Source organism: uncultured Bradyrhizobium sp., from assembly GCF_947648125.1.
Taxonomy (GTDB): Bacteria; Pseudomonadota; Alphaproteobacteria; order Rhizobiales; family Xanthobacteraceae; genus Bradyrhizobium.
In genome coordinates this window covers 13,497-33,594 of sequence record NZ_CANSMR010000037.1, presented here as the reverse complement: position 1 = coordinate 33,594, position 20,098 = coordinate 13,497, and the positions used below count along the sequence as shown (strand labels likewise).

The 20,098-nt window shown below is 64.7% G+C and carries 28 protein-coding genes; 19 read left to right on the top strand and 9 right to left on the bottom strand.

The features are described from left to right. The first annotated feature begins 19 nt into the window (after nucleotides 1-19). The 3 genes from Q0030_RS36350 (at nucleotide 20) to Q0030_RS36340 (ending at nucleotide 1,665) form a co-directional block, all read left to right on the top strand. Entirely contained in the window at nucleotides 20-235 is a 216-nt protein-coding gene (locus Q0030_RS36350; RefSeq protein WP_298378592.1) for a cysteine-rich CWC family protein, read from the top strand. Then, nucleotides 232-906 (top strand): HAD family phosphatase, encoded by a 675-nt coding sequence (locus Q0030_RS36345; RefSeq protein ID WP_298378589.1) that lies wholly within the window; start codon nucleotides 232-234, stop codon nucleotides 904-906. Before Q0030_RS36350 ends, Q0030_RS36345 begins: the two co-directional genes overlap by 4 nt. Before the next feature lie 348 nt (nucleotides 907-1,254). Continuing rightward, entirely contained in the window at nucleotides 1,255-1,665 is a 411-nt protein-coding gene (locus tag Q0030_RS36340) for a carboxymuconolactone decarboxylase family protein (protein ID WP_298378585.1), read from the top strand. A gap of 89 nt (nucleotides 1,666-1,754) precedes the next feature. Here Q0030_RS36340 and Q0030_RS36335 read toward each other — a convergent pair whose 3' ends face one another. Further along, nucleotides 1,755-2,351 (bottom strand): TetR/AcrR family transcriptional regulator, encoded by a 597-nt coding sequence (locus tag Q0030_RS36335; RefSeq protein ID WP_298378582.1) that lies wholly within the window; start codon nucleotides 2,349-2,351, stop codon nucleotides 1,755-1,757. 89 nt (nucleotides 2,352-2,440) lie between these two features. Between Q0030_RS36335 and Q0030_RS36330 the strand changes: the two genes are divergently transcribed. Continuing rightward, nucleotides 2,441-3,232 carry a crotonase/enoyl-CoA hydratase family protein gene (locus Q0030_RS36330; RefSeq protein WP_298378579.1) on the top strand — a complete coding sequence of 264 codons (792 nt, stop codon included), beginning with the start codon at nucleotides 2,441-2,443 and terminating at the stop codon, nucleotides 3,230-3,232. Nucleotides 3,233-3,348: 116 nt separating this feature from the next. On the opposite strand, the gene Q0030_RS36325 is transcribed toward Q0030_RS36330, so the two are convergent. Further along, nucleotides 3,349-4,056: a glutathione S-transferase N-terminal domain-containing protein gene (locus Q0030_RS36325; protein ID WP_298378576.1), complete on the bottom strand. Its 708-nt coding sequence runs from the start codon at nucleotides 4,054-4,056 to the stop codon at nucleotides 3,349-3,351. Between the two features lie 221 nt (nucleotides 4,057-4,277). On the opposite strand from Q0030_RS36325, the gene Q0030_RS36320 reads away from it, so the two are divergent. Both Q0030_RS36320 and Q0030_RS36315 read left to right on the top strand, forming a co-directional pair. Then, nucleotides 4,278-5,393 carry an MBL fold metallo-hydrolase gene (locus Q0030_RS36320; RefSeq protein WP_298378574.1) on the top strand — a complete coding sequence of 372 codons (1,116 nt, stop codon included), beginning with the start codon at nucleotides 4,278-4,280 and terminating at the stop codon, nucleotides 5,391-5,393. Then, the gene (locus Q0030_RS36315) at nucleotides 5,390-6,043 is read left to right on the top strand and encodes an SCO family protein (RefSeq protein WP_298378572.1); all 654 of its coding nucleotides are present in this window, start codon (nucleotides 5,390-5,392) and stop codon (nucleotides 6,041-6,043) included. The genes Q0030_RS36320 and Q0030_RS36315 overlap by 4 nt, the downstream gene beginning before the upstream one ends. Nucleotides 6,044-6,070: 27 nt before the next feature. On the opposite strand, the gene Q0030_RS36310 is transcribed toward Q0030_RS36315, so the two are convergent. Beyond that, nucleotides 6,071-6,304 carry a hypothetical protein gene (locus Q0030_RS36310; RefSeq protein ID WP_207835145.1) on the bottom strand — a complete coding sequence of 78 codons (234 nt, stop codon included), beginning with the start codon at nucleotides 6,302-6,304 and terminating at the stop codon, nucleotides 6,071-6,073. Between the two features lie 187 nt (nucleotides 6,305-6,491). On the opposite strand from Q0030_RS36310, the gene Q0030_RS36305 reads away from it, so the two are divergent. The 6 genes from Q0030_RS36305 to Q0030_RS36280 all read left to right on the top strand — a co-directional run bounded on the left by Q0030_RS36305 (nucleotide 6,492) and on the right by Q0030_RS36280 (nucleotide 12,642). Continuing rightward, complete coding sequence (locus Q0030_RS36305; protein WP_298378568.1) at nucleotides 6,492-7,394, top strand: LysR substrate-binding domain-containing protein; 903 nt, start codon at nucleotides 6,492-6,494, stop codon at nucleotides 7,392-7,394. Then, nucleotides 7,387-8,607 carry an NAD(P)-binding domain-containing protein gene (locus Q0030_RS36300; RefSeq protein WP_298378566.1) on the top strand — a complete coding sequence of 407 codons (1,221 nt, stop codon included), beginning with the start codon at nucleotides 7,387-7,389 and terminating at the stop codon, nucleotides 8,605-8,607. The genes Q0030_RS36305 and Q0030_RS36300 overlap by 8 nt, the downstream gene beginning before the upstream one ends. Nucleotides 8,608-8,768: 161 nt before the next feature. Next, nucleotides 8,769-8,993: a hypothetical protein gene (locus Q0030_RS36295; RefSeq protein WP_298378563.1), complete on the top strand. Its 225-nt coding sequence runs from the start codon at nucleotides 8,769-8,771 to the stop codon at nucleotides 8,991-8,993. An 11-nt stretch (nucleotides 8,994-9,004) separates the two neighbouring features. Further along, on the top strand, nucleotides 9,005-9,196 hold the full coding sequence (locus Q0030_RS36290) for a zf-TFIIB domain-containing protein (RefSeq protein WP_298378668.1): 192 nt from the start codon (nucleotides 9,005-9,007) through the stop codon (nucleotides 9,194-9,196). A gap of 112 nt (nucleotides 9,197-9,308) precedes the next feature. After that, nucleotides 9,309-12,221 (top strand): excinuclease ABC subunit UvrB, encoded by a 2,913-nt coding sequence (gene uvrB, locus Q0030_RS36285; RefSeq protein ID WP_298378560.1) that lies wholly within the window; start codon nucleotides 9,309-9,311, stop codon nucleotides 12,219-12,221. Nucleotides 12,222-12,411: 190 nt separating this feature from the next. After that, on the top strand, nucleotides 12,412-12,642 hold the full coding sequence (locus Q0030_RS36280) for a hypothetical protein (protein ID WP_298378665.1): 231 nt from the start codon (nucleotides 12,412-12,414) through the stop codon (nucleotides 12,640-12,642). A gap of 26 nt (nucleotides 12,643-12,668) precedes the next feature. On the opposite strand, the gene Q0030_RS36275 is transcribed toward Q0030_RS36280, so the two are convergent. The 5 genes from Q0030_RS36275 to Q0030_RS36255 all read right to left on the bottom strand — a co-directional run bounded on the left by Q0030_RS36275 (nucleotide 12,669) and on the right by Q0030_RS36255 (nucleotide 14,805). Continuing rightward, nucleotides 12,669-12,863 carry a hypothetical protein gene (locus Q0030_RS36275; RefSeq protein WP_298378557.1) on the bottom strand — a complete coding sequence of 65 codons (195 nt, stop codon included), beginning with the start codon at nucleotides 12,861-12,863 and terminating at the stop codon, nucleotides 12,669-12,671. 108 nt (nucleotides 12,864-12,971) lie between these two features. After that, nucleotides 12,972-13,472 (bottom strand): N-acetyltransferase, encoded by a 501-nt coding sequence (locus Q0030_RS36270; protein ID WP_298378554.1) that lies wholly within the window; start codon nucleotides 13,470-13,472, stop codon nucleotides 12,972-12,974. Nucleotides 13,473-13,509: 37 nt separating this feature from the next. Beyond that, nucleotides 13,510-13,896, bottom strand: a complete 387-nt coding sequence (locus Q0030_RS36265; protein WP_298378551.1) for a hypothetical protein — start codon at nucleotides 13,894-13,896, stop codon at nucleotides 13,510-13,512. 399 nt (nucleotides 13,897-14,295) lie between these two features. Continuing rightward, a complete protein-coding gene (locus Q0030_RS36260; protein WP_298378550.1) occupies nucleotides 14,296-14,487 on the bottom strand; it encodes a hypothetical protein in 192 nt (63 codons plus the stop codon). 78 nt (nucleotides 14,488-14,565) lie between these two features. Continuing rightward, nucleotides 14,566-14,805, bottom strand: coding sequence for a hypothetical protein (locus Q0030_RS36255; protein WP_298378548.1), 240 nt, complete (start codon nucleotides 14,803-14,805; stop codon nucleotides 14,566-14,568). 141 nt (nucleotides 14,806-14,946) lie between these two features. On the opposite strand from Q0030_RS36255, the gene Q0030_RS36250 reads away from it, so the two are divergent. The 7 genes from Q0030_RS36250 to Q0030_RS36220 all read left to right on the top strand — a co-directional run bounded on the left by Q0030_RS36250 (nucleotide 14,947) and on the right by Q0030_RS36220 (nucleotide 19,706). Beyond that, entirely contained in the window at nucleotides 14,947-15,786 is an 840-nt protein-coding gene (locus Q0030_RS36250; protein ID WP_298378545.1) for a hypothetical protein, read from the top strand. A gap of 199 nt (nucleotides 15,787-15,985) precedes the next feature. Further along, on the top strand, nucleotides 15,986-16,429 hold the full coding sequence (locus Q0030_RS36245; RefSeq protein ID WP_298378542.1) for a nuclear transport factor 2 family protein: 444 nt from the start codon (nucleotides 15,986-15,988) through the stop codon (nucleotides 16,427-16,429). 118 nt (nucleotides 16,430-16,547) lie between these two features. Next, nucleotides 16,548-16,808 (top strand): hypothetical protein, encoded by a 261-nt coding sequence (locus tag Q0030_RS36240; protein ID WP_298378539.1) that lies wholly within the window; start codon nucleotides 16,548-16,550, stop codon nucleotides 16,806-16,808. Between the two features lie 317 nt (nucleotides 16,809-17,125). Further along, nucleotides 17,126-17,560 carry a nuclear transport factor 2 family protein gene (locus tag Q0030_RS36235; RefSeq protein WP_229170418.1) on the top strand — a complete coding sequence of 145 codons (435 nt, stop codon included), beginning with the start codon at nucleotides 17,126-17,128 and terminating at the stop codon, nucleotides 17,558-17,560. Nucleotides 17,561-17,796: 236 nt separating this feature from the next. Then, nucleotides 17,797-18,762: a hypothetical protein gene (locus tag Q0030_RS36230; RefSeq protein WP_298378533.1), complete on the top strand. Its 966-nt coding sequence runs from the start codon at nucleotides 17,797-17,799 to the stop codon at nucleotides 18,760-18,762. Between the two features lie 154 nt (nucleotides 18,763-18,916). After that, the gene (locus Q0030_RS36225) at nucleotides 18,917-19,339 is read left to right on the top strand and encodes a hypothetical protein (RefSeq protein WP_298378531.1); all 423 of its coding nucleotides are present in this window, start codon (nucleotides 18,917-18,919) and stop codon (nucleotides 19,337-19,339) included. A 226-nt stretch (nucleotides 19,340-19,565) separates the two neighbouring features. Further along, nucleotides 19,566-19,706: a hypothetical protein gene (locus Q0030_RS36220; RefSeq protein WP_298378528.1), complete on the top strand. Its 141-nt coding sequence runs from the start codon at nucleotides 19,566-19,568 to the stop codon at nucleotides 19,704-19,706. A 217-nt stretch (nucleotides 19,707-19,923) separates the two neighbouring features. Here the strand turns inward: Q0030_RS36220 and Q0030_RS36215 are convergent, their stop codons facing one another. Next, complete coding sequence (locus tag Q0030_RS36215) at nucleotides 19,924-20,067, bottom strand: hypothetical protein (RefSeq protein WP_016841369.1); 144 nt, start codon at nucleotides 20,065-20,067, stop codon at nucleotides 19,924-19,926. Nucleotides 20,068-20,098: the final 31 nt, after the last annotated feature.

Here is a 20,098-nt window from a genome sequence, read left to right as displayed (position 1 = left end):
GCATTAAATCGCGGTTAGAATGGACCTCTCTTCACACGATCGTTCCGAACAAGCCTCGCCGCGCCGGCTTGCCTGCACGGCCTGCGGCAGCGAATTTTCCTGCTCGCTCACAGGATCGTGCTGGTGTTCCGACGAGAGCTTCCGACTGCCGATGCCGGCTGGTGGCGGCGACTGCCTGTGCCCCGCCTGCTTGCGGAAACTGGCGGAACAGCAAGCAGCAGTGAGCGCCACGTGAACGCACCCTGGACCGTCGAGGCCGTCTTGCTCGACATGGACGGCACGCTGCTCGACACCGAGAAAGTCTACTTCGACAGCCTGGTCGCGGCACTGAATGCATGCGGCTACACCGACGGCGTCGTCGCGCTGTGCCATTCCATGGTCGGGCTTCCTGGCCCGGTCTGCGAGGCGATGCTGCGCGATCATTACGGCGCGGCGTTTCCGCTCGAGGCCGTCAATCAAGCGTTCCTCGAACATCGCGATGAGACGATGCGGTCGGGCCTGCCGCTCAAATCAGGCACGCTCAATCTGCTCGACGCCATCGCCGCCGCGGAACGCCCGATGGCGATCGTCACCTCGTCGTCGCGCCGCTCCGCCGAACGCAACCTGATGCTTGCCGGCATCCGCGACCGCTTCGACACGTTGCTGACGCTCGACGATGTCGTGCAAGGCAAGCCGGACCCCGAGCTCTATCTCAAGGCCGCCGCGCGGCTCGGCGTGGCACCAGAGGCGTGCATCGCCGTGGAAGACTCCAACCACGGCGTCACGGCTGCCTACGCTGCCGGCGCCATCACGCTGATGGTCCCCGACATGGCGCCGCCGACCGAAGCGACGCGCGCGAAATGCGCTGCCGTGCTGCCGGACCTCAACGCGGTGCTGGCGCTGCTGCAAGAGCGCGGCGCGCTCTAACCGTCATTGCGAGCAAAGCGAAGCAATCCATCGTCCCGCATGTGCGGAGCGATGGATTGCTCCGTCGCTTCAGCGCAAAATTGCTTCGCAATTTTGTCGCGAGCTCCTCGCAATGACGGAGGCTAATCGGTCGGAGTGTGGTCCGCTTCTGAGGATACAAGCGGATGCCGGTCGGCTCGACCGTCATCGGCTGCTTTTGACTCACAAGAGACATCGGCGCCTCAGAATTGCTGCTGCGCAAAATGAACCGTCGAGCCCGATTTCGTCGATCGAAATCACTGCGACCGCGCTTGTTTGCAAGCTGGGTTCTTATTTATTGTTCGGCGTGCACTTTAAGGGAGATCAGTCATGAGACCCTTACTAGCGAGTGCCGGTTTAGCGCTGTTTTTGGCCTTGGCAACAGAACCAAGCGTCAGCGCTCAGGAGGCCCCTGATTATTTTAAACAGACACTTCCTGAGCAGGCACTGAAGCCACATTGGGACGAACAGCTGACCCTGATGAATCCCAAGGGTGCTTTGGACGGGAAAACCAAGCAACTCATTGCCCTCGGGGTGGCAGCGCAAATTCCTTGTGTTTATTGCGTTTACGGACACACTAAATTGGCAAAAGCCGCTGGTGCGACCGATGCTGAAATAAAGGAGGCCATTGCAACCGCCGCGCTCGTCCGTTTCAACAGCACAATGCTGCAAGGCTCGGGCTATGACCTACAGAAATTCCAACAGGAAGTTGATCGACTGACCGCACCGAAGCAGCCTTAGACGTCTGACGGTACCGCCGACGTTGCCGGTTGCTGCCGACGAGGTGATCTTTCAAAGCATAGCGGACGCGGCCTTTTTCAGTACACGCCCTAGCCCCGCTTACGCCTCGGCTTCATCATCGCCGTCTCGATCAACGTGCGCGCGGCCTCGCCGGCGGTTTCCATGTAGCTCGCGTCGCGATGCAGCAGCACCACCGCGAATGATCCATCGAGCAGCAGCAGGATCTGGCGCGCCAGCTTGAGCGGATCGGCGATGCCCTGCTCCGCGAAGGTCGCGCGCAGCCAGTCCTCGAACTTCTTCTTGTGCGCGGCGCCGATCCGGATCGCGGGGTGCCCGGGCATGTTGGCGAGCTCGGCGGAGGTGCGCAGGAAGCCGCAGCCCTTCCATTTCGGATGCCGCGCCGAGCGCGCGAGGTTCTTGAAGATCGCCTCGACCTTTACCGGCACGCCGCCCTCGGTTTCCGAAAACCATTTCCGGAACAGCGCAAGGTTGGGCTGATCGCGCGCGGCGAGGTAGGCGGCGACGAGGTCGTCCTTGCTCTTGAAGTGATAATACAGCGTGCGCTTGGTGAGGCCGGCCTTGGCGGCCACCTCATCGACGCTGACGCGGCGGATGCCTTCGCTGTAGAACAACGAATTCGCCGCCTGGACGATGCGCTCGCGGGTGGGCTCGGAGGGTCTGGGCATCCGCCGTATGTATACTAACCAGTGAATATACACAAATTGCGGGAGCCTCTAGCTTCGGCGGCACGAACACCCATGCCGGAGACTGCACCATGCCCGCCCCCATCCTGCTCGCCATCGACGACGGGATCGCCCTGATCACCCTGAACCGTCCCGCGCAGCTCAACGCGCTCAATTACCAGCTGATGGATCAGCTGATGGCGGCGCTCGACCGCATCGAGGGTGACGCTGCCGTGCGCGCCGTGATCCTGACCGGTGCCGGGGAACGCGCCTTCTCGGCGGGCGCCGACATCAAGGAGTTTTCCGAGAGCGTCAAGCAAGGCTCCGCCGTCGGGGTACGCGACTTCGTCCGCCGAGGACAGGCCATGACCGCACGGCTGGAGGCGTTCAAGAAGCCCGTCATCGCCGCGGTCAACGGGCTCGCCTTCGGCGGCGGCTGCGAGATCACCGAGGCGGTGCATCTCGCCATCGCCAGCGATCGCGCGCTGTTTGCAAAGCCCGAGATCAAGCTCGGCATGCCCCCGACCTTCGGCGGCACGCAGCGGCTGCCGCGGCTCGCGGGACGCAAGCGCGCCCTGGAGCTGCTGCTCGCGGGCGATCCGTTCCCGCCCGAGCACGCGCGCGAGATCGGGCTGATCAACCGGATCGTGCCGCACGATCAATTGCTGACCGCGGCGCGCGAACTCGCCGGCCGCATCACCAGGCATTCGCCCGATGCCGTCGCCGGCACCATCACCGCGGTGACGCGCGGCCTCAACATGCCGATTGCCGAGGGCTTGCTGGTCGAGAGCGAGCAATTCGCCGCGCTGGTGCCAAGCCGTGATCTCGCCGAGGGGCTCGCGGCGTGGAAGGAGCGGCGTCCGGCGAAGTACGTCGGGGCTTAATCTCAGCTAGTGCCCAATCCGTCATTGCGAGCGAAGCGAAGCAATCCATAGATCCGCATGCACGGCGGCATGGATTGCTTCGTCGCTTCGCTCCTCGCAATGACGGGAGTTGCGCCCTACCGCACCACCGCCGCCGTCTGCCCGAACAGCAGCTTGCGCTCTTCCTCGGTGCGGATCGCGGGCTGGCCGAAATTCGGGTTGACCTCCTTCGCCTTGGCATAGGCGCGCTCGGTCGCCGGGCGCTTGCCGATCGTCTCCAGCCAGCGCTTCAGATGCGGGAAGTCGTCGATCTCCTGGCCCTGGTTCTTGTAGGGCACGACCCAGGGATAACTCGCCATGTCGGCGATCGAATACTCGCCGGCGATGAATTCGCGGTCGGCGAGCCGCTTGTTGAGCACGCCGTAGAGCCGGTTGGTCTCGTTGACATAGCGGTCGATCGCGTATGGCAGCTTCTCGACCGCGTAGTTGCGGAAGTGATGGTTCTGCCCGGCCATCGGCCCGAGCCCGCCCATCTGCCAGAACGTCCACTGGATCGCGTCATAGCGGCCGTAGGGATCTTCGGCCAGGAATTTTCCGGTCTTCTCGGCGAGATAGAGCAGGATCGCGCCGGACTCGAACAGGGAGATCGGCTTGCCGCCGCCCTTCGGCGCGTGATCGACGATCGCCGGAATGCGGTTGTTCGGCGCGACCTGCAGGAAATCCGGCTTGAACTGATCGCCCTTGCCGATGTTCACCGGGAAAATTTTGTACTCCAGTCCGGTCTCTTCGAGGAACATCGTGATCTTGTGGCCGTTCGGCGTTGACCAGTAGTGGAGATCGATCATGGGTGTGATCCTGTATTTCCGGGGATTGCTGACGCACCGGCGAGAAAGATGCGAATGCATGAAGTTGCGCGCATAACCGCACCCAAGTCAATGGCGCGCGCATTGCGCCGCGCGCGAATGTGATCTGCAAACGACGCACGCGCCCGATTGAGCCGCGCCCCGATTGCTCCTAGGCTCGGCGTGGTTGGTATTGAAGAATTTTCAGAACATAGGGGATTACAATGGCACAGGATTTGGCACGACGTGATTTCCTGAAAGGTTCGGCGGCCATCGCCGGCGCCGCAGCTGCGGGCGCATTCTCCTGCGTCGAGATCGCGAGCGCGGCACCGATCGAGGTGCCGACTGTCGACAAGCTCTCGATCCGCGTGCTGGTCGATTCCAGCTACGATTTATTCTTCAAGCCGAAGCAGGCGGGCGGCGTCACGATCGCGCCGCCGCCGCGCACCGCGGACTACCAGAAGTCGCTGCACAATGAATGGGGCCTGTCGCTGTGGCTAGAGTCGGAGGCCAAGGGCGCGCAGCGCACCCTGATGCTCGACTATGGCTACACGCCCGAGGTGCTGCTCAACAACATGGCGCTGGTCGGCGTCGATCCAGCGAAGATCGACGCGCTGATCGTGAGCCATGGGCATTACGACCATTTCGGCGGCCTCAACGGCTTCCTCGACAAATTCCGCGACAAGCTGCCGGCCGACGTGAAACTCTATGCCGGCGGCGAGGACAATTTCTGCCACCGCGTCAGCGCGACGCCGACCAAGGGCCAGTTCACCGATTTCGGCACGCTGGATCGGCGCCAGCTCGCAGCGCAACGCGTCACCACGGTGCTGTGCGAGACGCCGACCGTGATCGCAGGCCACGCCTTCACCACCGGCAAGATCAACCGCCGCAGCATCGAGCGCGTGCTGCCCAACACCTGGGTCGAGTTCAGTATGAAGGACGGGCTCGGCTGCAACGCCAGCCACTATCTGCCGGCCGAGCTGGAAGGCAAGATCGTGCCCGACGAGCACATCCACGAACATGCCACCTGCTTCAACGTGCGGGACTTCGGCCTCGTCGTGATCTCGTCCTGCGGCCATGTCGGCATCGTCAATTCGGTGAAGCAGGCGCAGGAGGTCTCGGGCATCCAGAAGGTGCACGCAATCGTCGGCGGCTTCCATCTCGGGCCGGCGCCGAAGGACTACCTCACCGAGGTCGTCGCCGAGATCAAGAAGCTCGACCCTGATGTACTGATCCCGATGCATTGCTCCGGGCTCAACTTCGTGCAGGAGGCGACCGCGCAGATGGGCGACAAGGTGCTGGTCACGACAACAGGCAGCCGCCTCTCCTTCGGCATATGACCCGGCCGATCCTGCGCGCCATTGCATGCGCTGGCGCAGGCCTGGCTTGCGCCAGCGCCGGCCTGTGGCTGGCGCTGGCGTCCGCGCTGGCGGGCGATGCGCCGGCGCAATCGACGCGCTCCGCCGCCGAGATCATGGACATCCTGATGTGGAATCGGGAGCCGGTCGGCGGTCCGTTCGCGCTGACCGATCAGGCCGGCCATGCGCGCACCGACGGTGACTTCCGCGGCAGGCTGATGCTGGTCTATTTCGGCTTCACCTACTGCCCCGACGTCTGTCCGACTGATCTGCAGGCGATCGCGCTGGCGCTCGACAAGCTCGGCCCTGACGGCGATCAGGTCCAACCGATCTTCATCACGGTCGATCCCGAGCGCGACACCGCTGCGCATCTCGCGGAGTACGTGCCGCTGTTTCACCCGCGGCTGATCGGGCTGACCGGCAGCTTTGATGCGATCCGCAAGGTCGCCGATGCCTACAAGGTCTACTACGCCAGGGTGCCGTTGAAGGACGGCGACTACACCGTCGATCACACCGCCTACATCTATTTGATGGACCGCGACGGCAATTATCTCGGCTTCTTTCCGCCGGGCACATCCGCCGACCGGATGGTCGAAATCATCCGGCCGCGGCTCGCCGAACCCGCACGCTAGTTGCGCGGCGATGAGCTCGGCGTTGCCTCAATGCATCCGCCCATGCGCGCGCAAAAAGGTCTCGCCGGTTTCCGTCACCATCACTCGCATGCCCTCGACCGAGGGACGGCGCGCGACATAGCCGCGGTCGACCGCGTCTTCCCAGATCGTCAGCCGCGGGCATGAGGTGCGCCAGACCTCGAGCACCTCGGCATAGGGCCGCGGCTCGCGCGCGACCCATTCCACGAGATCGAGCACCAGGGCGTCCGTGGTCTCAGTCATTGGGTACACTCCCTGAGCATCGTCATGCCCGGGCCTGGCCCGGGCATCCACGTCTTGGCTCTGCATCAGGAAAGACGTGGATGGCCGGGCCAAGCCCGGCCATGACGGATGGTGATATTTCTGCGCTGCTTGGCCTCTGCCGGCAAACTGAGTTATCTTGCCCTTGCATCAGTTTTCCTGAGGGTTCATGCGGCGGCTGCTCTTTCTCAACGGCATCAAGGCATTCGAGGCCGCGGCGCGGACCGGCAGCTTCGCGGCCGCGGGCAGCGAGCTCAACGTCTCGGCCGCCGCGATCAGCCGGATGGTGCATCTCCTGGAAGAGCGGCTCGGCGTCGCGCTGTTCGAGCGCAAGGCGAACCGCCTCGTCACCACACAGGCCGGCCGCGCCTATCAAGGCGGGCTGACCCCGATCTTCGACGCGCTGGCGAGCCTCACCGCGCAGGTCACGGCCTCCGCGAGCGCGCGCGTGCTGACCGTCGGCGTCGGGCCGACGTTTGCGCTGAAATGGATGATCCCGCACCTCGCCGAGTTCCGCAAAGCGGAGCCCGACATCGAGGTGCGGATCACGACCGGCGGCATGGCGGTGCCGTTCGCCGACGACTGGAGCTGCGGCATCCAGCTCGGCGACGGCCAGTGGCCGGGCCTCGTCGCCGAGCCGCTGTTCGCCGCCGACCTGATGCCGGTGTGCACCGCGCGGCTCGCCAACGCCTTGAAGCGTCCCGCTGACCTGAAGGGACCGAGCCTGATCCGCGTCGCGCATTCGCCCGACGACTGGCCGTCCTGGCTGAAGGCTGCCGGCGTGCCGCGCCTGACGGCGCGCGGGCCGGAATTCCAGTTCTATGGCCAGGCGCTGCAGGCAGCTAGCGACGGGCTCGGGATCGCGATGGGCATCCGGCCCTATATCGATGACGATCTCGCCGCCGGACGGCTGGTGGCGCCGTTTGCGCTCAGCGTGCCGAAGGGCATGCGCTGGTATCTCGTCTATCGCGGCTTCCACGCCGAGCAGCGCGATTTCGCCGCGTTCCGGCGTTGGATCATCCGCGCTGCCGCGGAGCCGGCCGCGCGCCGCAAGGGAGCGCGCAATGCGTGAGGAGACCATCGATACGCTGGTGATCGGCGGCGGCCAGGCCGGGCTCACCATGAGCCACCGGCTGAAGCAGCGCGGCATCGCCCATCTGGTGCTGGAACGGCAGCGGATCGCCGAGCGCTGGCGCAGCGAACGCTGGGACGGATTGATGTTCCAGTTTCCGAACTGGTCGGTGCGGCTGCCGGAGTTTGCGTTTCCGCACAGCGATCCCGACGGCTTCTCGGACACCGCATCCATCACCGCCTTCATCGAAGACTACGCCGCTTTTGTCGCGCCGCCGATCCGCTGCGGTGTCGAAGTGACAAAACTGCGCCGCGACGCCGGCGGCTTCCTTGCCGAGATTGCCGGCGGCCGCATCGCCGCCCGCAACGTCGTCATCGCCACCGGCCCGTATCAGCGTCCGCTGCGGCCCGACGTGCTGGGCGATCATCCCGGCCTGTTCCAGGTCCATGCCAGCGGCTACAAGAATGCCGCGCAATTGCCTGACGGCGGGGTGCTGGTGATCGGCGCCGGCGCCTCGGGCGCGCAGATCACCGACGAGCTGATGCGCGCCGGACGTCATGTCTTCCTCTCCGTCGGCCGTCACAATCGCCTGCCGCGCCGCTATCGCGGCCGCGACCTGTTCTGGTGGCTGGCCGAGATGGGCGTCGACGAGACGCCGGTCGAGCAGCGCGGCCCGTCCCGCCTGCTGCCGGTGATTTCGGGCGCTCATGGCGGCCACACCATCGATTTCCGCCGCTTCGCCGCCGATGGCGTGACGCTGCTCGGCCGCGTGACGGCGGCGCGCGACGGCGTGCTCGATATTGCGCCCGATCTCGCCACCAGCATCGCCAATGGCGACGCCTACTACGCGACATTCCTCGGGATCGTCGACGACTTCATCGCGGCACGCGGCCTCGAGCATCCCGACGATCCCTTGGCGCGCGTCCGCCTGCCCGATCCGCCGTGCCTCACTGCGCCGCTGCGCACCATCGACCTGCGCACCGAGCGGATCAGCAGCGTGATCTGGGCCACAGGCTATGGACTCGATCTGAACTGGATCGACATACCGGTGCTGGACGCCGATGGAGCACCGCGACACCGTCATGGCGTCTCCGACGTCCCGGGCCTGTATTTTCTCGGCCTGCAATGGCTGTCGAAGATGAAATCCTCGTTCCTGTCAGGCGTCGGCGACGACGCGGCCGTGCTCGCCGATCACATCGCGGCCCGCGGCTAGAGCGTTTTCGAGCGGTTCGCCTGAAGAAGCCGCGTCGAAACAAGAGCCTTGACCTCAAGATTCCCTTCCCCGTCGGAAATAAACCGCGCGATTTGTGATCTGGTTCACATAGGGCACCGAGCGCCCGTGCTTCCTATGAGAAGGGGCATCCCGAGGTCGCGATGATTTACAGCGGTTTTGAGATCAAATCGTTCGAGGTGGGGAAGGGGCAATGGCACGCCAGGATTCAACGGGTCGATCAAAGGCCGGTCGTCATCGATGGCATGCCGTTTCCGATGCTCGACATCGGCTTTGCGTGGTCCGATCCGGATGCGGCGATCGACGACGCGAAGCGGACTATCGACCGGTTCCCACAACGGTATGGCATGACAATGCCGTTGGCGTGACCGGCAACGTCGTGGTCGCCATCGTCCCGCAATGCGAGCCGGATCCGGTCCGGCCGGCGCAGGTCAGCACCAGCTGCCCGGAATGCGCCGCCCAACTCTCTCTGCTGCGCGTGATTCCCGGCCGCGCCGCCGAATACTGGACCATGCGCTGCGACGGCTGCGGCGGGATCCATCTCGACATCGTCGACCTGCCGCGCGCCTGACGTCCGCGAAGGCGCCGCCTGCTGACACCCTGCTGTCAGCAGCCTCGCCTGTGCGCCAATCCAGCCGTCGATTACCCTTTTCTCGCTGCCGGACTCGTCCCATATTCCGGCCATGGCGAAGACACCGAACACTCCGAAAAAGCCCGGCAAATCCCCCAAATCCAAGGCACACCGGCCCGAGGTCCAACCGATTGGACCGGCGCTGGCTGAGCTGCTCAATCCCGCGATCAATCGCGGCGATGCCGGCATGGGTTCGGGCACCGGCTTGCAGCCGCCGCCGGACAATTCCTGGGACCGCCGCGCTGGCGGCGAGGCCGCCGCGCATCGCGCGCGGGCGTCGACGCGCGAGACCAGCGAGGACGTCGCCAGGCGCGATGCTTCCGGGCTCGAGGAAGCCCCGCAGGCCAATTACGGCACCTCGGCCACCATCCCGACGCTCGATCCGGAACTGGCGCGGCAGCTCGGCCTGCCGACCGCCGAGGACGATGACGAAGCGCTCGCCCGTCCGCCGCGCAGCAAGATGGAAGCGCTCGGGGTCAAGGCGACCGCCGACGCGCTGGAAAACCTGATCCGCGACGGCCGTCCGGAATTCCGCAGGGATGACGGCTCGATGCGGGTGTGGACCCCGCACCGGCCGCCGCGCCCTGAGAAGTCCGAAGGCGGCGTGCGGTTCGAGATCAAGTCGTCCTACGAGCCCAGGGGCGACCAGCCGACCGCGATCGCCGAACTGGTCGAGGGCATCGGGCGCAACGACCGCACCCAGGTGCTGCTCGGCGTCACCGGCTCGGGCAAGACCTACACCATGGCCAAGGTGATCGAGGCGACGCAGCGCCCGGCGCTGATCCTGGCGCCGAACAAGACGCTGGCCGCGCAGCTCTATGGCGAGTTCAAGAGCTTCTTCCCCGACAACGCGGTCGAGTATTTCGTCAGCTATTACGACTACTACCAGCCCGAGGCCTACGTGCCGCGGACCGACACCTATATCGAGAAGGATTCCTCGATCAACGAGCAGATCGACCGCATGCGCCATTCGGCGACGCGCGCGCTGCTGGAGCGCGACGACGTCATCATCGTCGCCTCGGTGTCCTGCATCTACGGTATCGGCTCGGTCGAGACCTACACCGCGATGACCTTCGCGCTGAAAAAGGGCGAGCGCATCGACCAGCGGCAGCTCATCGCCGACCTGGTCGCGCTGCAATACAAGCGCACCCAGGCCGACTTCACCCGCGGCACTTTCCGGGTCCGTGGCGATGTCATCGACATCTTCCCGGCGCACTATGAAGACCGCGCCTGGCGCGTGAACCTGTTCGGCGACACCATCGAGACCATCGAGGAGTTCGATCCGCTCACCGGTCACAAGCAGGACGAGCTCGAATTCATCAAGATGTACGCCAATTCGCACTATGTGACGCCGCGGCCGACCTTGGTGCAGGCGATCAAGTCGATCAAATCAGAATTGAAGGTGCGGCTCGACCAGCTCAACGACCAGGGCCGCCTCCTGGAAGCGCAGCGGCTGGAGCAGCGCACCACCTTCGACCTCGAGATGATGGAGGCGACCGGGAGCTGCGCCGGCATCGAGAACTATTCGCGCTACCTGACCGGCCGCCGCCCCGGCGAGCCGCCGCCGACGCTGTTCGAATATGTGCCCGACAACGCGCTGATCTTCGCCGACGAAAGCCACGTCACCGTACCGCAGATCGGCGCCATGTTCCGCGGCGACTTCCGCCGCAAGGCAACCCTCGCCGAATACGGCTTCCGCCTGCCCTCCTGCATGGACAACCGCCCGCTGCGCTTCGAGGAATGGGACATGATGCGGCCGCAAACGGTCGCGGTGTCGGCGACGCCGAGCGGCTGGGAGATCAACGAGTCCGGCGGCGTGTTCGTCGAACAGGTGATCCGCCCGACCGGCCTGATCGATCCTCCCGTCAATATTCGCCCCGCCCGTACCCAGGTCGACGACCTCGTCGGCGAAGTCCGCGCCACCGCGCAGGCCGGCTACCGCTCGCTGATCACCGTACTGACCAAGCGCATGGCGGAGGACCTGACCGAATATCTGCATGAGCAGGGCATCCGCGTCCGCTACATGCACTCTGATATCGACACTATCGAGCGCATCGAGATCATCCGGGATCTCAGGCTTGGCGCGTTCGACGCGCTGGTCGGCATCAACCTGCTGCGCGAGGGCCTCGACATTCCCGAATGCGCGCTGGTCGCGATCCTCGATGCCGACAAGGAAGGTTTTCTGCGCAGCGAAACGTCCTTGATTCAGACCATCGGCCGCGCCGCGCGCAATGTCGACGGCAAGGTGATCCTCTATGCCGATCAGATGACCGGCTCGATGGAGCGCGCCATCGCCGAGACGAACCGCCGCCGCGAGAAGCAGGTCGAGTACAACGAGGCCAACGGCATCACGCCGGAGAGCGTCAAGAAGTCGATCGGCGACATCCTCAACTCGGTCTATGAGCGCGACCACGTGCTGGTCGAGATCGGCGACGGCGGCATGGCCGACGACGTCATCAGCATCGGACACAATTTCGAGGCCGTGCTGAGCGACCTCGAAACACGGATGCGCGAGGCCGCCGCCGACCTGAACTTCGAGGAAGCCGCGCGGCTGCGCGACGAGGTCAAGCGGCTGCGCGCCACCGAGATGGCCGTGGTCGACGATCCGACCACGAAGCAGCGCAATGTGCAGAAGCAGGCCGGCGCCTATGCCGGCACCAGGAAATACGGCGATGCCGCCAACCTGCCGGTCGCCGCGCTGAAGAACAAGTTGGCGCAGACCTCGCTCAAGGCAAGCCGCGGCGGCAAGTCCGGCTCACGGGTGCACAAGCCCGACCTCGACGAGATGCACGGCCCGGAATCGCTGCCCTTCCGCCCCGGCGGCGCGCTGCCGGCAAAGCCGTTCGGCACCACGAGCCGCATCATCCAGCCGACCGACTCGCGGCAATCCGGGCCGGAGTTCGGGCCCTCACCGCGGTCGAGCGGAGGTGCGCCGGGAAAACGGGGTGGGTGGAAGAAAAGGTAACTCATGACGCGCGCCGAGCTTCTCGCCTTCCTGCGGATGCATCGGCTCGCGGTCGTCAGCACGGTGCGCGATGGCACGCCGCAGGCAGCCGTCGTCGGCATCGCGGTAAGCGATGCGCTCGAAATCATCTTCGATACGCTGACCTCCCTCGCGGAAGTACCAGAACCTCCGCACCGATCCCCGCGCGGCACTGATGATCGGCTGGGACGCCGAGCAGACCGCGCAGCTCGAGGGCATCGCCGACTTCCCGACCGGCGCGGAGCTGGCTGCGTGCAAGCAGGTGTACTTCGCGGCGTGGCCCGACGGCCCGGAGCGCGAGGCATGGCCGAACATCGGCCACGTCCGCGTGAGGCCGCGCTGGGTGAGGTTCAGCGATTTTGGCGCGGCGCCGCGGCGAGTTGAGGAGATGCAGCTTGGTTGATCAGCCTCTCGCATGGCCGGCGAGCGCTATGGCTGGACGAAGAACACCACATAGAGCGCGAGGCCGATCGCCAGAAACGACGCCACGACGGCAAACCAGTTGTACTTGATGCCGCGCGCGAAAATTGCGTTCTTCGCAAACAACAGGACAAGACCAATAAAGATCGCTGCGAAGATCTTGCCCCAGAACAACTTCAGAAGGTGTAGATCCGCGAATGACATCCTCGCCCCGGACGATGGCTTTCGCTGAAGCCGCAGGCTACTGCCGATACAGGTTGTTATCACGACGGGGGTTGTCATGGAAACGGAGGCCGCCGCAACGGCGCCAGATCACGCGACGTCGAATGCCGGATGATATCGCACATCCCCCTTCGGCACTTTCCCCCTCAGCAGCAGCCGCTGAAAATATCGGCTCGGCTCGCCGCCATAGGTCAGCGCGGGATCGCTGACGAAGCCGAAGCGGCTGTAGTAGGCGGGATCGCCGAGCAGGACGCAGCCGTCGGCATTCAGTTCCGCGAGGCGGGCAAGTCCCTCGCGGATCAGCGCGCCGCCGATGCCCTGGCGTTGCAGGTCGGGTGCGACGGAGATCGGGCCGAGGCCGTACCAGCGTCCTGCGACGCCGGCGATCTGCACCGGTGAGAAGGCGACGTGGCCGACGATGCATCCGTCGGCCGATGTCGCCAGCAGCGAGACGGTCAGCGCGCCGGCCTGGCGCAGCGCCTCGACGACGCGGGCTTCGGTGCCGTTGCTGTGCGGCGCTGTCGCGAATGCGGCCGCCGTTATGCGGCTGATCCCGGCGGCGTCTTCATCGCGTTCGTCTCTGATCTGCATGCGCGCAGATAAGGCCGATCGGCGGCGAAGCGCAAGCTCAGCCCACGCTGACGACCGCGACCGCCAGCAGCGACATCATGATCGTCATGGTCATCAGTTGCAGCGAGACGCCGGGCTGGCTTCGCCATTGCGCGATCTTCTCGGAGAACGTGAGACTCGCGTCGAAAAACATCGGCGCGTAGATGTGCACGAAGCGTTGCGGGAATTTGGCGGCAAGCAGCGGCGTGATCGCGGCGTAGACCAGCGAGGCGAGCACGACGTAGATCGCTGCGCCGTAGCGTTCGCCGACGATTTCCGAGGCGCCGAACATCTTCAGCACCAGCACGGCGGCGGCGAAGGTCGGCAGTCCCTGGAGGATGGCGGTGAGCGCAAAGCCTTCGAGCCGGTTCTGCGCTGAAGATTTCGGTGCAGCGATGGCATTCATGGCGGCGATCCCTTCTCAATCGGGTGATCCGACGCCGCCACGCTAGCCGGATGCACTCGCCTGCGGCGTGATGCAGGTCACGGGGGAAACGGCATCGCGGCGCGGCTCCCCCTCATCTGGCCATGCGACTGCAGCTTGATGGGTTTCGCTGCGCTCTACCGATCCTACGGGTCTGTTTGACATGTGAATCGGATTTCCACCCACGTCGTCCCGGGCAAGCCAACGGGTCGGCGCGAAGCGCCGCCCGATGACAGGCTCCGCGCGACCCGGGACCCATAACCACAGGCAGGAATTGTTGTCCCGCGCTGTGGCCCCGGCTTGCTTCAACAACGCAACCCTGTGGTTATGGGTCCCTGCTTTCGCAGGGACGACATCTGAGGATGTGGTGCCCTCGCACCCCTACCCCGACCGCTTGTTGCTGGTGTTCTGGATCAGATTGGCGTGCGCGCCCTGCTCGCGGATGTTGTGCTTCTCGTCGTCGCGGTGGCCCTTGGTGGTGTCGAGGGGAACGCCGGGGGCGCTGCCGGGGCCCTTGTGGCTTTGGTTAGCGTCGGGAACGGGCTGGATGGTCTTGTTCAGTGGTTTCGTCATCATCGTCTCCGTTACGCAAGGAGACAACGCCGCCTCTGCGGGCGACGTTCCGGACATGAGACTTCAACTGGTCGAGCCTTACAGCTTCTCCTGCTGCGAGGGCTGCGCCTGTTGCTGTTGGCGCTGACGCTCCTGCTCCTTGGCATGATGGCGGCCATAGAGACATCCGGCGGCGGCGCCGAGCATGCCGTGATGGCCGGCATAATGACCGGCGACACCGCCGACGACCGCGCCCTTGATGCAGCCCTTGGCGTCGGCGGGCGAGGTGGCGGCAATCGCACTGACGGCAATAGCGGAAGCGAGAAGAATGGATTTCATGATGCGGCTCCAATGGAATTCTCTGGGATCAACGGCGGAGCCGGCCCGCCGGTTCCCGCTGCTTCGCAACAGAAATTCGCTGCGCGCCGATCGCGATCATGCTCTAAATGCCGCCGCATTGCGGACAGCGTTTTGGAGATCATGCGGACATCACACATTGCTTTCCTCTCGGCGTTCATCCCGGCCCTTCTCGCGCCGGCACTTGGCGCGGCGATGCTGTTCACCACGAGCCAGGCCCGCGCGGACGGCAGCGACCGCACGCTGCTCGCGACATTCTGTGCTAGCGCCAACATCAAGGGATCGACCTGCACGCGGGCAAAATCCTATCCGGGTGGCGGAGGCCGCGCCTGCGACGTCAAGCTGACCAAGGAGCGCTACGTCGGACGCTTCCTTGCCGCCGGCAATGCGCTGCTCGCCGTCAACTATGAAAGCGAATGCGAGCCGCACGCGACCGATTTCGGCGGCGTCGCGCTGTTCGAGCAGAACGGCACGGCCACTCGCTTCATCCGCTTCCTGCCCGGCGCGCAGGGCCACGACTGCATCGTCGTGCCCAAGGACGAGCAGCAGGACGTGCTGGTCTGCACGGTCGGCCACATGGGCCAGGGCATCGTCGAAAGCGCGGTGGCGCGGATGGAGTTTAGCAAAAAGTCCGGCAAGCGGATCGAGATCGCGCCCGACTTCCTGCTCAGGGCCGAGGATGCGGTCAGCGCCTACGGCTCCAACGTCGTGATGTGCAACGAGGGCCCGAAATATTTCGGCCTCGCCAACCTCGCCGCGGGCCCGCGCCGCAACACGGTCACGGTCGACGTCGACTATGCCGATGATGCGACCATCCGCACCGCCTGCGGCGAAGGCTTTCCGAAGCCAAAGGAGCTCTACCACGACCTGCTGCCCGGCGAGGCCTTCGTGCCGCCGGGCTCCGAGAAGACGAAGCGGTTCACGATCGATCTCGTGACCGGCAAGGCCGCGCCAACGGAGTAAAGACCGCGCCTACGGAATAAATGCCGCGCCAACCAGTTAGATGGCGCCGTGTGGATTTTTTGCCGCAATGCACGTTCCGGTTGCCGAACCTAATCGCGTCTCGTGCGTCAAAACATATGTTTGAGAGTGGAACGCTTCGGTTCACAATGTGGGCCAGGGGCAGTCAAAGGCGAGTCGGACTGAACCGGCGGAGTCGAACATGGGCGACGATTTGAACCGGCAGCGCGTCTTGAACTTCCTCGACGTCTATTATGCCGGCGGCATCGAGGGCGCGCTGGATCGCTGCAGCGACGACGTCGCGTTTCTGGCCAACGCCCCGATCGACATCCTCCCGCATATGGGCCAGCACCGCGGCAAGGCCGCGCTGCGCCAGATGTGGACCACGATCCACGAGCGCTATTCGGACATGCGCTACGAGGCGCCGATGGTGGTGGCCGAAGGCGACAAGGTCGCGGCCCAGCTGCGGGTGTTCTTCCGCAAGCGGAACAACCGGCGCGTGGTGCAGTTCGATGTCGCGGTGTTCTACACGCTGCGCGACGGCAAGATCACCGAGATCCGCGAGATCATCGACACGTTCGACCTCGTCCAGCAGGTGCTGGAGCGCGACGTCGCGGCGGCGCTGACCGGGCAAAACGCGGGCTAGCTCCCGGAAAACCACGCCGGCGTCCCCGCCCCGCAAATTCGTCCCCACCAGCGTTGAACCTCGCAGGCCCGGCGCTGACCTATCACTGGGCTTGTTGCGGTCGGGGCTGGAAATCACCATGAAAGTCGCATTGCTCGCTGTGCTTGGCCTTGCACTGGGCGCCCTTGGCGGCGCCGCTCTCGGCATCGGAGCCGGGCTCACCTGGATCGGACTGGCCAAAACCTCAGGTCTCGACAGCGGAACGTTGGTGTTTTTCACCTTCATGCCGCTCGGCGCCGCGATCGGCGGCATCGGCGGCGCGCTGCTGTTCGCGGTGGTGGCGATCCACGACGCCGAGATCGTGATCGAACGGCAGCCGCTGCGGCAACGCGACCGCTGAATTGCGGTGACCGGAGCGTTTTCGAGCGAAGCCTGCCCCGCACTTGATGCGGGGTGGATGCCGGTTCGCGTGAAGAAAACGCGTTAAATCAGAATCCAGAGCCCCGTTCCGATCCCATCGGAACGGGGCTCTGCGGGCGTGCGGTCACATTCCGGTCAAGACCGGCGCAATTGTGCATTGCAAAAAAGTCATTTGCGTTTTGGCCGTTCCGCACTATTTGAGGCCGTAATAGTGACGTGCAGCAACCTGGCAGGGCGTCGGCGCTGACCGCCTGCCATTCGTTTGCTTTGAAAATCCAGTTTCAGGACGAGACCAAAATGACAGAGCACAGCCTCTGGCGTTTTTCGCGCGCATTGCATCGCGCGATCAACGAACGCCAGCTTGCAGACATCGAGCCGTTGCTCGATGACGAGGTCGAATGGGCCATCTACGGGCCGATCGACCTGTTTTCCTTTTTCGGCTCGCGCCGCGGCAAGGCCGCCGTGCTCGAGGTGATCAGGCAGATCGGCGAGAACTTGAGGGTTCACCGCTTCGATCGGGAGTCCATCATGCTGGGTGCGGATTCCGCGGCCTCGATGCTGCGCTATTCGCTGACGGCATTGGATTCCAACAAGCCGATCTCGCTCAGGATCGCTCACTTCGCGCAGTTCAGGGCCGGCAAGCTCACGAGCTTCCGCGTGCTGGTCGACAGTTTCGACCTGGTCGAGCAGACGGTCGGTTACCCGATCCATCTGCCGCGCATCGCGGTCTGACGGGCCCACGATTTCACGCCTTCGTCATGTCCGGGGCCGCGCCTTCGCGTCAAGGCGCCGCGGCAGCTGCGGCCTGTTTTGCCAGCCGCGAACGGCCGCGCCCGGGCCGCGCGAACGCGCTCGCGTTCGTCCCGGACATGACGATCACGCGTTGATCAGTTGCCTTCGCGGCGCCGTTGCCACAATTTCGCGCCAAGAAAACCGCATGTTGCGGCGCTGGAATTTGCGGGCTGGGAATGACTTCTACATCACGATTTGGCTGGACAAGGCTGCCGGTGCTGGCGGCCGGCTTCAGCGTGGCGATAGCGTTTTCGGCCACGGCGCAGACCTCACCATGGCCGGTCGCGCCCGCCGCCCAAGAGATCGCGAAAGACACCGCAAAAGGCACCCCCGCCGATGACGCCGAGGCTGCGGCCGATGAGGCGCCGCCGGCGGCCGACGCCAATGACGCCGACATCCTGAAGGACATCGACCAGAGCAAGCTCGACTGGAGCCAGCTCGACACCGACTCCACAAGCCTGCCCACGCTGGCGCCGAAGAGTGCAGCCAAACGCAGCAGCGTCGCCGGCAACGATCCGTCCTGGTCGACCAACAACAACGCCAACGGCTCGTCGGCGGTGTCGGTCAAGCAGTCGATCTCGCCGTTCCTCGACACCCGCATCGGCGCCGACATGACGGTCGCCAAACAGGGCACGATGACGACGTCGGAGCAATTGTCGGAGCGGCTTGCCAATGGCGGCAGCCTGCCGCAATCCGGCGGCTCGGCCTGGGCATCGATCTCGGCGGGTGGCGTGGCGTCGATCTGGGACAAAACCTCGGTCGAGGCGCGGGTCGATCCGGGCGCCGACCAGAGCAAGATCGGCACCTCCCTCAGCAAGTCGGTGCCGCTGTCGGAGCAATATTCGCTGACGCTGCAGAGCGGCTACAATTTGATCCAGCAGGGCGTGGTCCCGGTGCCCGGCGTCGACGGCCATCCGTCGCGCAGCTACGACACCGATCAGTCGGCTCGCCTGTCCGTTACCGACACCGGCACCAGCATCACCGCCGGCCAGACGCTGTCGACCGCTGAGGACAGGTGGCTGCGCCGGGTCGGCGCCGAGCAGAAGCTGTTCGACGGCGTCACCGTCTCCGGCTCGGTCGGCGAGACCCCCCAGGGCACCATCAACAAGAGCATCGGCGCCGGCTACAAGCGCTCATGGTGAACGATCTGTTAGCCCTGTCGCGCTAATGATCAGGCATTGCCCCAACTTGGCCCAGATGCGGTCAAATTCGGCGGCACTGATAGGTCCGTAACTTCATCAATTCGTCGTGCGGGGGACAAGCCGCGCTTCGCTATTGCGAACCAGGGGAAAGCCGATGAACGCCACCAACCGTACCGAGGAAGCCGAAGTCGAAACGAGTTCCGAGGTCGATTCCAACCTTGCTGCGGTCTCGGAAGTCGAAGCCGGTATCCGCGACTTCGTGCGCAACGACATCGCCTATCTGCGCCGCCCGGTGGCGAGCCCGGAGACCGCGCCGACCGACACCAATACCGATGCCACGGTTAGCAACGTCAACTCGCTGATCCAGCGCGTCGCCGGCACCTCGCTCGCCGAGATCGAGAAGCTGATCGGCGAGCTCGAGAGCCTGCGCGATCTGCTGCATGCCGAGGGCCAGCGCGTCCAGCGCGAGATCTCCGGCTATGCCCAGCTCAGCCAGGCAGCGATGAAGTCGACGCGGATGATCGCCGACAACGTCTCGCAGTGGAAGCGCGCCGCCGACGGCCTGCGCAACAGCTGATCCCGATCAGTTTTCCAGACTGATGGCCGCCGCCTCCCGACCAGGAGGCGGCGGCTTCGTTTTGCATGCCCGCTTTGGCGCAGAACGATTCATTATTCAGCGCGGTGTAAACTCCGCGGCGTCAATTCTTGCAGAAGCCGATTTGGACTTGAGATGCCGAGCCCGCGTCCAATCCGGAACTCGTGTCCGGACCGCGCCTTGCCGGGCATCCATTTGGAGAGAATTCATGCAGAGCGTCCGGCCGGATAGCGCCGCCGATCCGATTCCGCTGCGCCAGCCGCATCAGGGCATCGGCACGATCATGATCCGGTTCATCGGCATCCTGGCAGCCGCGACCGTCGTGATGGTGCTGATCTGGAATCGCTAGGGCATGATCCGGAAAAGTGCGAAGCGGTTTTCCGAAAAGATCATGCCCAAGGAGTGGCCTAAAGCATTTTCGAGCGAAGTGGACGCCGGTTCGCGTGAAGAAAACGCGTCAAACCAAAAACTGAGATCTCGAAGGAAATGTGACGCAGCCTGCCGACGGGTCACATTGAAAAGCGCGAATGCGCGCTCCCTCGCGCGCCGACGTCACAGACGGTCGATCAGCGATCGATGCTCGCGGTGGTCTCGAAGGAATAATTGCCGTCGGCAAAGCCCTTCACGACCATTCCAGTGGCCAGCATCACGACAACTGTGACCGTCGCAAAGATAATGCCGACGAGTTTCAGCGCGCTGCGATCTGCCATAGTAGTCCCCAGGTGTTCGGCCCAAGTTTTC

Excerpts from the sequence above, each read along its gene's own strand:
- Q0030_RS36220 (WP_298378528.1), top strand. The coding sequence starts at position 19,566 with ATGCAGAGCGTCCGGCCGGATAGCGCCGCCGATCCGATTCCGCTGCGC.
- Q0030_RS36305 (WP_298378568.1), top strand. The coding sequence starts at position 6,492 with ATGCGGCGGCTGCTCTTTCTCAACGGCATCAAGGCATTCGAGGCCGCG.
- Q0030_RS36215 (WP_016841369.1), bottom strand. The coding sequence starts at position 20,067 with ATGGCAGATCGCAGCGCGCTGAAACTCGTCGGCATTATCTTTGCGACG.
- uvrB (WP_298378560.1), top strand. The coding sequence starts at position 9,309 with ATGGCGAAGACACCGAACACTCCGAAAAAGCCCGGCAAATCCCCCAAA.
- Q0030_RS36255 (WP_298378548.1), bottom strand. The coding sequence starts at position 14,805 with ATGAAATCCATTCTTCTCGCTTCCGCTATTGCCGTCAGTGCGATTGCC.
- Q0030_RS36300 (WP_298378566.1), top strand. The coding sequence starts at position 7,387 with ATGCGTGAGGAGACCATCGATACGCTGGTGATCGGCGGCGGCCAGGCC.
- Q0030_RS36250 (WP_298378545.1), top strand. The coding sequence starts at position 14,947 with ATGCGGACATCACACATTGCTTTCCTCTCGGCGTTCATCCCGGCCCTT.
- Q0030_RS36235 (WP_229170418.1), top strand. The coding sequence starts at position 17,126 with ATGACAGAGCACAGCCTCTGGCGTTTTTCGCGCGCATTGCATCGCGCG.
- Q0030_RS36340 (WP_298378585.1), top strand. The coding sequence starts at position 1,255 with ATGAGACCCTTACTAGCGAGTGCCGGTTTAGCGCTGTTTTTGGCCTTG.
- Q0030_RS36325 (WP_298378576.1), bottom strand. The coding sequence starts at position 4,056 with ATGATCGATCTCCACTACTGGTCAACGCCGAACGGCCACAAGATCACG.
- Q0030_RS36350 (WP_298378592.1), top strand. The coding sequence starts at position 20 with ATGGACCTCTCTTCACACGATCGTTCCGAACAAGCCTCGCCGCGCCGG.
- Q0030_RS36295 (WP_298378563.1), top strand. The coding sequence starts at position 8,769 with ATGATTTACAGCGGTTTTGAGATCAAATCGTTCGAGGTGGGGAAGGGG.
- Q0030_RS36335 (WP_298378582.1), bottom strand. The coding sequence starts at position 2,351 with ATGCCCAGACCCTCCGAGCCCACCCGCGAGCGCATCGTCCAGGCGGCG.
- Q0030_RS36315 (WP_298378572.1), top strand. The coding sequence starts at position 5,390 with ATGACCCGGCCGATCCTGCGCGCCATTGCATGCGCTGGCGCAGGCCTG.
- Q0030_RS36265 (WP_298378551.1), bottom strand. The coding sequence starts at position 13,896 with ATGAATGCCATCGCTGCACCGAAATCTTCAGCGCAGAACCGGCTCGAA.
- Q0030_RS36310 (WP_207835145.1), bottom strand. The coding sequence starts at position 6,304 with ATGACTGAGACCACGGACGCCCTGGTGCTCGATCTCGTGGAATGGGTC.
- Q0030_RS36245 (WP_298378542.1), top strand. The coding sequence starts at position 15,986 with ATGGGCGACGATTTGAACCGGCAGCGCGTCTTGAACTTCCTCGACGTC.
- Q0030_RS36240 (WP_298378539.1), top strand. The coding sequence starts at position 16,548 with ATGAAAGTCGCATTGCTCGCTGTGCTTGGCCTTGCACTGGGCGCCCTT.
- Q0030_RS36260 (WP_298378550.1), bottom strand. The coding sequence starts at position 14,487 with ATGACGAAACCACTGAACAAGACCATCCAGCCCGTTCCCGACGCTAAC.
- Q0030_RS36275 (WP_298378557.1), bottom strand. The coding sequence starts at position 12,863 with ATGTCATTCGCGGATCTACACCTTCTGAAGTTGTTCTGGGGCAAGATC.
- Q0030_RS36330 (WP_298378579.1), top strand. The coding sequence starts at position 2,441 with ATGCCCGCCCCCATCCTGCTCGCCATCGACGACGGGATCGCCCTGATC.
- Q0030_RS36320 (WP_298378574.1), top strand. The coding sequence starts at position 4,278 with ATGGCACAGGATTTGGCACGACGTGATTTCCTGAAAGGTTCGGCGGCC.
- Q0030_RS36225 (WP_298378531.1), top strand. The coding sequence starts at position 18,917 with ATGAACGCCACCAACCGTACCGAGGAAGCCGAAGTCGAAACGAGTTCC.
- Q0030_RS36270 (WP_298378554.1), bottom strand. The coding sequence starts at position 13,472 with ATGCAGATCAGAGACGAACGCGATGAAGACGCCGCCGGGATCAGCCGC.
- Q0030_RS36230 (WP_298378533.1), top strand. The coding sequence starts at position 17,797 with ATGACTTCTACATCACGATTTGGCTGGACAAGGCTGCCGGTGCTGGCG.